Genomic DNA, 11758 nt, shown 5'->3' with positions numbered 1-11758 from the left:
ATGGCTATCGAAATCAATGTACCGGACATCGGGGCTGATGAAGTTGAAATCACCGAGATCCTGGTCAAAGTGGGCGACAAAGTTGAAGCTGAACAGTCGCTGATCACCGTAGAGGGCGACAAAGCCTCTATGGAAGTCCCGTCTCCTCAGGCTGGCATCGTTAAAGAGATCAAAGTCTCTGTTGGCGATAAAACCGAGACTGGCAAACTGATCATGATTTTCGATTCCGCCGACGGTGCAGCAGCTGCTGCACCTGCGCAGGAAGAGAAGAAAGAAGCCGCTCCGGCCGCTGCTCCAGCAGCTGCCGCGGCAGCGAAAGAAGTGAACGTGCCTGACATCGGCGGTGACGAAGTAGAAGTTACTGAGATCCTGGTCAAAGTGGGCGATACCGTTGCGGCTGAGCAGTCTCTGATCACTGTAGAAGGCGACAAAGCCTCTATGGAAGTCCCGGCACCGTTCGCAGGTACTGTTAAAGAGATCAAGATCAACACCGGTGACAAAGTGTCTACTGGCTCTCTGATCATGGTCTTCGAAGTGGCGGGTGCTGCACCTGCTGCTGCACCGGCTCAGGCGGCTGCTCCGGCACCTGCTGCTGCTCCAGCTGCGGCTGGCGGTGCGAAGGACGTTAACGTCCCGGACATCGGCGGTGACGAAGTTGAAGTGACCGAAGTGATGGTGAAAGTGGGCGACAAAGTTGCCGCTGAACAGTCACTGATCACTGTTGAAGGCGACAAGGCTTCTATGGAAGTTCCTGCGCCATTCGCCGGTACCGTTAAAGAGATCAAAATCAGCACCGGCGACAAAGTGTCTACTGGCTCTCTGATCATGGTCTTCGAAGTGGAAGGCGCTGCGCCTGCCGCGGCTCCGGCTGCTGCTGCTCCGGCACCTGCTGCTGCACCGGCTCAGGCTGCGAAACCTGCTGCTGCCCCTGCTGCGAAAGCAGAAGGCAAATCTGAGTTTGCTGAGAACGACGCCTACGTTCACGCCACCCCGCTGATTCGTCGCCTGGCGCGCGAATTCGGTGTAAACCTGGCGAAAGTGAAAGGAACTGGCCGTAAAGGTCGTATCCTGCGCGAAGACGTTCAGGCTTACGTGAAAGACGCGGTGAAACGCGCTGAAGCGGCACCTGCTGCTGCCACCGGTGGCGGTATCCCAGGCATGCTGCCATGGCCGAAAGTCGACTTCAGCAAGTTCGGTGAAATCGAAGAAGTGGAACTGGGCCGTATCCAGAAAATCTCTGGTGCGAACCTGAGCCGTAACTGGGTGATGATCCCGCACGTTACGCACTTCGACAAAACGGATATCACCGATCTGGAAGCGTTCCGTAAACAGCAGAACGCCGAAGCTGAGAAGCGCAAACTGGACGTGAAATTCACCCCAGTGGTCTTCATCATGAAAGCCGTTGCTGCTGCGCTTGAGCAGATGCCACGTTTCAACAGCTCCCTGTCTGAAGATGGCCAGAAGCTGACGCTGAAGAAATACATCAACATCGGTGTTGCGGTTGATACGCCAAATGGTCTGGTTGTTCCTGTCTTCAAAGACGTGAACAAGAAGAGCATCACTGAGCTGTCTCGCGAACTGACCACCATCTCCAAGAAAGCGCGTGATGGTAAGCTGACTGCCGGCGAAATGCAGGGCGGCTGCTTCACTATCTCCAGCATCGGCGGCCTGGGTACTACCCACTTCGCGCCGATTGTGAACGCGCCGGAAGTGGCGATCCTCGGTGTCTCCAAGTCTGCGATGGAGCCTGTGTGGAATGGTAAAGAGTTTATGCCGCGTCTGATGATGCCAATTTCTCTCTCCTTCGACCACCGCGTGATCGACGGTGCTGATGGTGCCCGCTTCATTACCATCATCAACAACACCCTGAGCGACATTCGCCGCCTGGTGATGTAATAGAAAAGCCGGCCTGACGGCCGGCTTTTTTCTGGTAACCTCATGCTGTTCGTGAGGTTATTGGCGAAAGCAAAAATTCGTGAGCCGTTTGTTGTTTCAAAATTGTTAACAATTTTGTAAAATGCGAGCGGATAGAACGACCCGGTGGACGACGGGTATAAATTAAGAGGTCATGATGAGCACAGAAATCAAAACTCAGGTCGTAGTACTTGGGGCAGGCCCGGCAGGTTATTCCGCAGCATTCCGTGCCGCGGATTTAGGTCTGGAAACCGTCATCGTAGAACGTTACAACACCCTCGGTGGTGTTTGTCTGAACGTCGGCTGTATCCCTTCAAAAGCGCTGCTGCACGTAGCCAAAGTTATCGAAGAAGCCAAAGCGCTGGCTGAACACGGTATCGTCTTCGGCGAGCCGAAAACCGATATCGACAAGATTCGTACCTGGAAAGAGAAAGTTATCACTCAGCTGACCGGTGGTCTGGCAGGTATGGCCAAAGGCCGTAAAGTGAAAGTGGTAAACGGTCTGGGTAAATTTACCGGGGCAAACACCCTGGAAGTGGAAGGTGAGAACGGCAAAACCGTGATCAACTTTGACAACGCAATCATCGCGGCGGGTTCCCGTCCGATCGAACTGCCGTTCATTCCACATGAAGATCCACGCGTGTGGGACTCCACCGATGCGCTGGAGCTGAAAACCGTTCCTGAACGCCTGCTGGTTATGGGTGGCGGTATCATCGGTCTGGAAATGGGCACCGTATACCATGCGCTGGGTTCACAGATTGACGTGGTTGAAATGTTCGACCAGGTTATCCCGGCTGCTGACAAAGACATCGTTAAAGTCTTCACCAAACGCATCAGCAAGAAATTCAACCTGATGCTGGAAACCAAAGTGACTGCCGTTGAAGCGAAAGAAGACGGTATTTACGTTTCCATGGAAGGCAAAAAAGCCCCTGCAGAACCACAGCGTTACGACGCGGTGCTGGTAGCGATCGGTCGTGTACCGAACGGTAAAAACCTGGATGCAGGTGCAGCGGGCGTGGAAGTTGACGACCGTGGTTTCATCCGCGTTGACAAGCAGCTGCGCACCAACGTGCCGCACATCTTTGCTATCGGCGATATCGTCGGTCAGCCAATGCTGGCGCACAAAGGTGTTCACGAAGGCCACGTTGCCGCAGAAGTTATCGCCGGTATGAAGCACTACTTCGACCCGAAAGTGATCCCATCTATCGCCTACACCGAGCCAGAAGTTGCCTGGGTTGGTCTGACCGAGAAAGAAGCGAAAGAGAAAGGCATCAGCTACGAAACCGCCACCTTCCCGTGGGCTGCTTCTGGCCGTGCTATCGCTTCCGACTGCGCAGATGGTATGACCAAACTGATCTTCGACAAAGAGACTCACCGTGTGATCGGTGGTGCGATTGTCGGCACCAACGGCGGCGAGCTGCTGGGTGAGATCGGTCTGGCGATCGAAATGGGCTGTGACGCTGAAGACATCGCGCTGACCATCCACGCTCACCCGACTCTGCACGAGTCTGTTGGCTTGGCGGCAGAAGTGTTTGAAGGCAGCATTACCGACCTGCCAAACGCGAAAGCGAAGAAGAAGTAATTTTCTTCCGGCAATAAAAAAGCGGCTCATGAGCCGCTTTTTTTTTATTCTGCAAACCCCTACTGCGCCACCCGCTGCCAGCGATCGTCCGGGTTAAAGGTCGGTATCGCTTTTGCTTCCTCCGCTGACTGCTCGCCCAGATTGGCCTGCCAGACCCGATCCTCACCGTTAATCATAAAGCTCATCACCCCGGTTTCGCCGTAGCTCACCGGCCAGGCGATCATTGCAAAGCCTGATTTGCTGTCCGGCAGGATACGGAAATGGTAGCCGTGATACCCCTGGCCTGGCGCTTTCGGGCTAAAGGCCGGACCAAGCGGGCTGGGGGCTTCGCCGGGTTTTACCGGCCAGTAAAGCCCATCTTTTTTGCCCTCACTGCTGACAATTTTCTGGGCATACTGCGAGGTGAGGGCGTAATAGCTGTCCTGCGCATCCACGTAGGCGTGCAGGGCTTCGATGGCGGCCAGCTCGTTACGGCCCACTTCGCGGGTGAGGATCTCCTCTTTGGCTGCCTGCATGTCGAACTGCCAGCCTCCGGCGCGTTTTACCGCCGGGACAGGCAACTGCCAGTGGTACTCTCCCACGATGAGCCAGGCCATGTCGCCGTCGATCACCGTGTGATGGTTCACCTGCCAGTCACGCTTAAAGCGATCCACGGCCTCCGGGTCAATGCCATCAGTCGGTAAAAAGGTACGCCAGTCCTCTCCGAGCAGGTTGCTGAGTGCGTTGTCATTCTGCTCGTTGATAGCTTTCGCCAGCGCATCGGTCGCCTGTTCAGGCGTGCTGAAATAGTGTTGGGCAAAGGCACCGGTCGATACCATGAACAACATCATTCCGCTGAGTAATTTACTTTTCATTGTCCTCTTCCTTAACGATGCCGTAATTCACGGTGCTCACCGCCGCCCAGGCGTTCAGATATCTGTGCTCTGCCGTCGCTGCGTTGTTCCAGATGGCGGCCCAACTGCTCACGGCTTTGCATCCCACGCTGCTGCTGCGCCTGCCAGTTGGCGGAACGGCTGTCGTTGCCGCTGAGGGCGTTGGCGCGCGGGTGCGTCTGCGTCGCCCGTTGCGGGGCCTGCACCTTGTGGACGGTTTGTTGATGTGCCGCCGTACGTTGGGCATCGCGCTGGGCATTGCTGGCCCGTTTCACCGTTTGTGGACGCTCGTTGTCGTATCCCCGGTAGTTATTGCGCCGGGAGATCTGGTTCAACTGCTGGCTTGCTGCCTGGCGCTGGCCGTCACGGGTGGCCGGATGCGCCGTCCGGGAGAGGTTTTTACCAGTTGAACGCTCCATCTGCGTCATAGCCGCCTGACGCTGGGCGTCGCGGTTCACAGCTCCTTGCGGCGTAGTAAGGCTGTGATTGACGGTCCGGCGCTCCGCGGTATTGTTCTGCTGGTAACGGTTGTTCAACTGGCTGTTGGCGTAGGGCACGCCGCCGCGATAGGCCGGATTATGTTGCCAGCCGTGGTTGGGATCCAGACGCTCTCCACTGATTTTATTGAAGTTATTGACGTTGATATTGATGTTGTTATCACCGTTCCGCGAATAGCCATCGTGGTGATCCCCGTCATGGTGGTGATGATCCCAGTCGTCATCATCCCAGTCGATATTACTGAAGATGGCGTAGGTGGTGGCTACCCCGAGGCTGAAGCCAAGCCCTTTGACCAGGCTGTCGGTAAACTGCTCCCCCGGAGGCGGCGGCAGATATACCGGCGGGTAACTGCTGTTAGGCCAGGTGCCATAAACCGTACTGGGGTTGTAGGTTGGAACATACACGACCTGCGGATCGGCTGATTCTATCTTGATCACCGTTGGCGCGGGCGTTGAGGCTGGGGCTGAGCTGGCGGCCGCAGTCGATGAAGCGGGTTTCGCCGTTGCCGTTTTCTGCACGGTAGTCACCGTCTGCTGCGGCGTCGATTGCAGCGCGCCGGTTTGCTGCGCCAGCAGGCGTAAGCGCTGGACAGAGTCCATCACATCCTTCGGCTGATTGAGAAACGCATCCCCGAGATTCTGTACCCATGGCGGGTTTTCCCCCATCAGCGACAACAGCTGCGGGAAGGCGACCAGCGATTTAACGCTCGGATCCCAGGGCTGCCCCGCGACGGCCTGAACCGCGGCATCGCCCTGCATACGGGGGTTATCCCGCGACCACTGCGCCGCCTGTATCACGTTCGCCGGATAGGTTGCGGCCATTAAAACTTGCGACAGCAAGGCGTCCGGGTAGAGGGCGACCGGGGCGACCCACTGATCGATTTGCGCTGCGGTGTAGGTCACCGGCGCCTGCGCCACAGCCGCCGGGGCGGTTTGCGCTGTCGGGGCGGGCTGCACGGGGGGCGATGGCTGAGTGAGGGTCTCCGTTGTGCGGCTATTAACGTAGACCACACCCGAGGCGGCAAACAGCCCGGCGCTACATATAAGAGCAAGCAGATGAGGCTTGATGGGCAACTTCATAATAAGACTCCGGGGAGAGCAAGGCCGTAAGGCGTTTACATTGCCGCGAGTATATGCACCCGGTTGTGACTTTTTTGACTTAAACTGGGAACCGTTCCGAATGGCCGGAAAAAGAGTGTGAGTATTTATTACACAGAGTATATCTGATGATAAAAAAGACAACGGGGAGATTCTTTGGTGTGCCGAAAAGATGAAACTTCCCCGCCAGTAACAACGGATTAACGGGTTTGCGTGAGTTTAAATGACCGCTACACCATGCTTAACGATTCAGCAAACAATTCAATGTTGCTTTTTTGTAAACAGATTAACACTGTGTGAAAATCCTGCTATGCTGCCCGACGCGGTATCGGGCATTTACCCTACAAACTGCTGTCTCACAGGAGCGTGAAGAGAACGCCGGCCGCATATGACAATGAGAGCGAGGAGAACCGTCGTGCTAGAAGAATACCGTAAGCACGTAGCAGAACGTGCCGCCGAGGGAATTGTACCCAAACCCTTAGATGCTACCCAAATGGCTGGGCTCGTCGAGCTGCTGAAGAATCCGCCTAAAGGCGAAGAAGAATTCCTGTTAGATCTGTTGATCAACCGTGTACCGCCAGGCGTCGATGAAGCCGCCTACGTTAAAGCCGGTTTCCTTGCTGCGATTGCCAAAGGCGAAGCAACCTCCCCACTGGTTACCCCTGAAAAAGCGATTGAACTGCTCGGCACCATGCAGGGTGGCTATAACATTCATCCGCTGATTGATGCGCTGGACAGCGACACGCTGGCCCCTATTGCCGCTAAAGCACTGTCCCACACGCTGCTGATGTTCGATAACTTCTACGACGTAGAAGAGAAAGCGAAAGCGGGCAACAGCTACGCGAAGCAGGTAATGCAGTCCTGGGCAGATGCCGAATGGTTCCTGAGCCGCCCTGCGCTGGCGGAAAAAATGACCGTTACCGTCTTTAAGGTGACAGGCGAAACCAACACCGATGACCTCTCTCCGGCCCCGGATGCCTGGTCACGCCCGGATATCCCACTGCACGCGCTGGCGATGCTGAAAAACGCCCGTGAAGGTATTGTCCCGGATCAGCCGGGTGTTGTCGGCCCGATCAAACAGATCGAAGCCCTGCAGCAGAAAGGTTTCCCGCTGGCTTACGTCGGTGACGTGGTTGGTACCGGTTCTTCCCGTAAATCCGCAACGAACTCCGTGCTGTGGTTTATGGGCGATGACATCCCGCACGTGCCGAACAAGCGCGGCGGCGGCCTGTGCCTCGGTGGCAAAATTGCCCCTATCTTCTTCAACACCATGGAAGATGCTGGCGCACTGCCAATCGAAGTGGACGTGAACAACCTGAACATGGGCGACGTGATCGACGTTTACCCGTTCAAAGGCGAAGTCCGTAACCACGAAACCAACGAATTGCTGGCAAGCTTTGAGCTGAAAACTGACGTACTGATCGACGAAGTCCGTGCTGGTGGTCGTATCCCGCTGATCATCGGCCGTGGCCTGACCACCAAGGCGCGTGAAGCCCTGGGTCTGCCGCACAGCGATGTCTTCCGTCAGGCGAAAGACGTGGCCGAAAGCAACCGTGGTTACTCTCTGGCGCAGAAAATGGTTGGCCGTGCATGCGGCGTAGCCGGTATCCGTCCGGGTGCCTACTGCGAGCCGAAGATGACCTCCGTTGGCTCTCAGGACACCACCGGTCCAATGACCCGTGACGAACTGAAAGACCTGGCGTGCCTGGGCTTCTCCTCTGACCTGGTGATGCAGTCCTTCTGCCACACCGCGGCCTATCCGAAGCCGGTTGATGTCACCACGCACCACACGCTGCCAGACTTCATCATGAACCGTGGCGGTGTCTCCCTGCGTCCGGGCGATGGCGTGATCCACTCCTGGCTGAACCGTATGTTGCTGCCAGATACCGTCGGTACCGGCGGTGACTCCCATACCCGTTTCCCGATTGGGATCTCCTTCCCGGCGGGTTCTGGTCTGGTGGCCTTTGCCGCTGCGACCGGCGTCATGCCGCTGGACATGCCGGAATCCGTTCTGGTGCGTTTCAAAGGCAAAATGCAGCCGGGCATCACCCTGCGCGATCTGGTGCACGCGATCCCGCTGTACGCGATCAAACAGGGCCTGCTGACCGTTGAGAAGAAAGGTAAGAAAAACATCTTCTCTGGCCGCATCCTCGAGATCGAAGGTCTGCCGGATCTGAAAGTGGAGCAGGCGTTCGAACTGACCGATGCTTCCGCTGAGCGTTCTGCTGCGGGCTGTACCATTAAGCTGAACCAGGCGCCAATCGAAGAGTATCTGACCTCTAACATCGTGCTGCTGAAGTGGATGATTGCTGAAGGCTACGGCGACCGTCGTACCCTGGAGCGTCGTATTCAGGGCATGGAAAAATGGCTGGCGGATCCACAGCTGCTGGAAGCCGATGCTGACGCAGAATACGCGGCGGTGATCGACATCGATCTGGCCGACATCAAAGAGCCGATTCTGTGTGCACCGAACGATCCTGATGACGCACGTCTGCTCTCTGACGTACAGGGCGACAAGATCGACGAAGTGTTCATCGGCTCCTGCATGACCAACATCGGTCACTTCCGCGCTGCCGGTAAACTGCTGGATACCCACAAAGGCCAGCTGCCGACCCGTCTGTGGGTTGCTCCGCCAACCCGTATGGATGCGGCACAGCTGACCGAAGAGGGCTACTACAGCGTGTTTGGTAAGAGCGGGGCGCGTATCGAAATCCCGGGTTGCTCCCTGTGTATGGGTAACCAGGCGCGCGTGGCTGACGGTGCGACCGTTGTGTCTACCTCGACCCGTAACTTCCCGAACCGTTTAGGTACCGGTGCTAACGTCTACCTGGCCTCTGCGGAGCTGGCGGCGGTTGCGGCACTGATTGGCAAACTGCCAACGCCGGAAGAGTACCAGACCTTTGTGGCGCAGGTAGATAAGACCGCGGTAGATACTTATCGCTATCTGAACTTCGATCAGCTCTCTCAGTACACTGAGAAGGCTGACGGGGTGATCTTCCAGACCGCAGTATAAGCCGCAAAACCGTCTCTCTGGAGACGCAATCGCCCGGTGGCGCTACGCTTACCGGGCCTGCAAGACCCATCGCAACCGCGGTGGGTTTTTTATTTTCATTCCTTCACGCGTTACGCTTTTTTTCTTCCCCTGTGCTGCGATAATTACATCAAGGGCTTTGCAGAGGAAAATACTATGGATTACGAATTTCTGCGTGATATCACCGGTGTGGTGAAAGTGCGTATGTCGATGGGCCATGAGGTGGTCGGTCACTGGTTCAATGAGGAAGTGAAAGAGAACCTGAGCCTGCTCGATGAAGTGGAACAGGCTGCGCGCACCGTGAAAGGCAGTGAACGATCCTGGCAACGCGCTGGACATGAATACACGTTATGGATGGACGGCGAAGAGGTCATGGTTCGCGCCAACCAGCTGGAGTTTTCCGGCGACGAGATGGAAGAGGGGATGAATTACTACGATGAGGAGAGCCTGTCGCTGTGCGGCGTAGAGGATTTCCTTCAGGTGGTAGCGGCCTACCGTGACTTCCTGAAACAGAAATAAAATCAGGAGCATCCTTGCTCCACCGATGCCTTATACGGTCGCAATGTTGCGGCCGTAGTAAATTTCGCGCATCTCTTTCCACAGCAGGTCCGTGATGACCTTACGCTCATCTTCGCTTAAATCTTCCGGCCGGGTATGGAACATGTAGTGCTTCAGGTCGAACTCCTTCAGCAGCATCTTGGTATGGAAGATATTTTCCTGATACACGTTCACATCCATCATGTCGTACAGCGATTTCATATCTTCAGACATGAAGTTCTGAATCGAGTTAATTTCATGATCGATAAAGTGCTTCATGCCGTTGATATCACGGGTAAATCCGCGCACGCGATAGTCGATGGTGACGATATCCGACTCAAGCTGATGAATCAGGTAGTTCAACGCATTGAGGGGGGAGATGACGCCGCAGGTCGATACTTCAATATCGGCACGAAAAGTACATAACCCGCCTTCCGGGTGACTCTCCGGGTAGGTATGTACGCAGATGTGGCTCTTATCGAGATGGGCAACGACCGCTTCCGGCAGCGGGCCGGGATGCTCACTGTGGTCGATAAGCGTCGGGTCAACCGGCTCTTCACTGACCAGAATGGTGACGCTGGCACCCTGGGGTTCATAATCCTGTCGCGCGATATTCAGGATATTGGCCCCGATGATGGAGCAGGTCTCTGACAGGATCTCGGTCAGTCGGTTGGCGTTATAGAGTTCATCGATATAGGCGATATAACCATCGCGCTCTTCCGCCGTTTTAACATAGCAGATATCGTAAATACAAAAACTCAGGCTTTTGGTCAGGTTGTTAAAGCCATGCAGTTTTAGCTTTTTCAATTCATTCACCCCCTCAGAGCCTCTTGCAAATATTGCGGTAAGGCAAAGGCTGCGGTATGGACGGCCGGATTGTAATAACGGCAGGTCAGATTTGCGTGCTGGAAGCGCGCCTGAATGATACCGGTGGAGAGATGACGCAGGGCTTCATTATCCGTTGCCCAGGCAAAGGTCATCACGCCGCCGTAATAGGTGGGGATCGCCGCCTGGTAGAAGCTGACGTCAGTAAAGTAATGGCTCAGCTTACGGTGGCTGTCGATAGCCTCATCCTGCTGCAGGAAGCAGACGCCGTTCTGGGCGACGAAGACCCCGCCGGGGTTCAGGCAGCGTTTGCAGCCTTCATAGAACGCCGAGGTAAACAGGCTTTCGCCTGGCCCAATCGGATCGGTGCAATCAGAGATGATGACATCAAAGGTGCGCGTCGTCTGGTTAACAAAATTGACGCCATCGTCAATCACCAGCGTAAAGCGCGGATCGTCGTAGCTTCCGGCGTTGTGATTGGGCAGATACTGGCGGCAGAAAGAGACGACGCCAGCGTCAATCTCGACCATGGTAATGCTTTCAATGGTTTTGTGGCGGGAGACTTCACGCAGCATGGCGCCGTCGCCACCGCCGATGATCAGCACATGTTTTGCATTGCCGTGTGCCAGCAGCGGTACGTGAGTCATCATTTCATGATAGATGAACTCATCACGCTCGGTGGTTTGCACCACGCCATCCAGCGCCATCACCCGGCCAAAAGCCGCGTTTTCAAAAATGATCAGATCCTGATGATCGGTTTTCTCATGATAGAGCACGTTATCAATGGCAAAGTACTGTCCAAACTGGTCATGCAGCGTTTCATGCCACATTTTCTTTTCGGCCATGGGATGATACCTCCTTTGTTAACACCCGCTTAAAACAGGCGCAACATCATAGCTAACAATGACCGTGGTTGCACGGTCATCAATTCAGCAAAAGGGCATCGGGAGGGGAGTTACTTAACGTAGGCGAGCAGGCTCAGTGAATCGCGAGCCAGGGCTTTACATTTTTTTGCTGTAGGAATGCCGATGCCGCTGAGATCGCGGTAGCTGTCTTCACCGAGGGTTTTCATATCAAAACTGTCGTAGTTGCTCAGATCCCACTGGTTCTGTTGAGCAAAGAAGACCAGCGCGCGACGGATCTGGCCGTTAGGTAAATTCTGGTAGCCACAGTCGTTTTTCAGGAATACAAACACCGCCGTTAAATCCGCCATGTCTTCGGCTTCATTTTCACTCAGCGCATAGCTGTTTGCGCAACTCATCATCAGGGTGCTGAACAGAATTGTTCGGAAAAACGTCTTCATTGCTTCTACCAATACGTCACGGAAATTCAACGTTAGCACACTTCCCGCCGGTGCGACGATCTTTATTCTCTCTGCTTTTCTTGACCTTCCGGCAAGGGG

Annotated in this window: 9 protein-coding genes; 4 read left to right on the top strand and 5 right to left on the bottom strand. The window is 55.4% G+C overall.

Going from position 1 to position 11758, the window contains the following annotated elements:
• The gene (gene aceF, locus ABIE02_RS09970) at positions 1-1896 is read left to right on the top strand and encodes a pyruvate dehydrogenase complex dihydrolipoyllysine-residue acetyltransferase (protein WP_032616564.1); all 1896 of its coding nucleotides are present in this window, start codon (positions 1-3) and stop codon (positions 1894-1896) included.
• Positions 1897-2071: 175 nt separating this feature from the next.
• Positions 2072-3496, top strand: coding sequence for a dihydrolipoyl dehydrogenase (gene lpdA / locus ABIE02_RS09965; protein ID WP_032616565.1), 1425 nt, complete (start codon positions 2072-2074; stop codon positions 3494-3496).
• A 59-nt stretch (positions 3497-3555) separates the two neighbouring features.
• Here lpdA and ABIE02_RS09960 read toward each other — a convergent pair whose 3' ends face one another.
• Positions 3556-4350: a DUF2950 family protein gene (locus ABIE02_RS09960; protein ID WP_032616566.1), complete on the bottom strand. Its 795-nt coding sequence runs from the start codon at positions 4348-4350 to the stop codon at positions 3556-3558.
• Between the two features lie 11 nt (positions 4351-4361).
• Positions 4362-5945 carry a DUF3300 domain-containing protein gene (locus ABIE02_RS09955; protein WP_164539882.1) on the bottom strand — a complete coding sequence of 528 codons (1584 nt, stop codon included), beginning with the start codon at positions 5943-5945 and terminating at the stop codon, positions 4362-4364.
• A 433-nt stretch (positions 5946-6378) separates the two neighbouring features.
• On the opposite strand from ABIE02_RS09955, the gene acnB reads away from it, so the two are divergent.
• Together acnB and yacL are read left to right on the top strand one after the other, a co-directional pair.
• The gene (gene acnB / locus ABIE02_RS09950) at positions 6379-8976 is read left to right on the top strand and encodes a bifunctional aconitate hydratase 2/2-methylisocitrate dehydratase (RefSeq protein ID WP_032616568.1); all 2598 of its coding nucleotides are present in this window, start codon (positions 6379-6381) and stop codon (positions 8974-8976) included.
• 174 nt (positions 8977-9150) lie between these two features.
• Positions 9151-9513, top strand: coding sequence for a protein YacL (yacL, locus tag ABIE02_RS09945; protein ID WP_032616569.1), 363 nt, complete (start codon positions 9151-9153; stop codon positions 9511-9513).
• A 30-nt stretch (positions 9514-9543) separates the two neighbouring features.
• Here yacL and speD read toward each other — a convergent pair whose 3' ends face one another.
• The 3 genes from speD to ABIE02_RS09930 all read right to left on the bottom strand — a co-directional run bounded on the left by speD (position 9544) and on the right by ABIE02_RS09930 (position 11659).
• Positions 9544-10338, bottom strand: a complete 795-nt coding sequence (gene speD / locus ABIE02_RS09940) for an adenosylmethionine decarboxylase (RefSeq protein WP_032616651.1) — start codon at positions 10336-10338, stop codon at positions 9544-9546.
• A gap of 5 nt (positions 10339-10343) precedes the next feature.
• Positions 10344-11201, bottom strand: a complete 858-nt coding sequence (gene speE / locus ABIE02_RS09935) for a polyamine aminopropyltransferase (protein ID WP_032616570.1) — start codon at positions 11199-11201, stop codon at positions 10344-10346.
• 110 nt (positions 11202-11311) lie between these two features.
• A complete protein-coding gene (locus ABIE02_RS09930) occupies positions 11312-11659 on the bottom strand; it encodes a YacC family pilotin-like protein (RefSeq protein ID WP_032616571.1) in 348 nt (115 codons plus the stop codon).
• Positions 11660-11758 lie beyond the last annotated feature (99 nt).

Source organism: Leclercia sp. 1548 (genome assembly GCF_050435045.1).
Classification (GTDB): domain Bacteria; phylum Pseudomonadota; class Gammaproteobacteria; order Enterobacterales; family Enterobacteriaceae; genus Enterobacter; species Enterobacter adecarboxylatus.
Note: the sequence above shows the minus strand (reverse complement) of the source record. Positions and strands in the feature narration are given on the sequence as shown.

What these genes read in the sequence shown, in the direction of transcription:
- aceF (WP_032616564.1), top strand. Translation starts at nt 1, where the DNA reads ATGGCTATCGAAATCAATGTACCGGACATCGGGGCTGATGAAGTTGAA.
- lpdA (WP_032616565.1), top strand. Translation starts at nt 2,072, where the DNA reads ATGAGCACAGAAATCAAAACTCAGGTCGTAGTACTTGGGGCAGGCCCG.
- ABIE02_RS09960 (WP_032616566.1), bottom strand. Translation starts at nt 4,350, where the DNA reads ATGAAAAGTAAATTACTCAGCGGAATGATGTTGTTCATGGTATCGACC.
- ABIE02_RS09955 (WP_164539882.1), bottom strand. Translation starts at nt 5,945, where the DNA reads ATGAAGTTGCCCATCAAGCCTCATCTGCTTGCTCTTATATGTAGCGCC.
- yacL (WP_032616569.1), top strand. Translation starts at nt 9,151, where the DNA reads ATGGATTACGAATTTCTGCGTGATATCACCGGTGTGGTGAAAGTGCGT.
- speE (WP_032616570.1), bottom strand. Translation starts at nt 11,201, where the DNA reads ATGGCCGAAAAGAAAATGTGGCATGAAACGCTGCATGACCAGTTTGGA.
- ABIE02_RS09930 (WP_032616571.1), bottom strand. Translation starts at nt 11,659, where the DNA reads ATGAAGACGTTTTTCCGAACAATTCTGTTCAGCACCCTGATGATGAGT.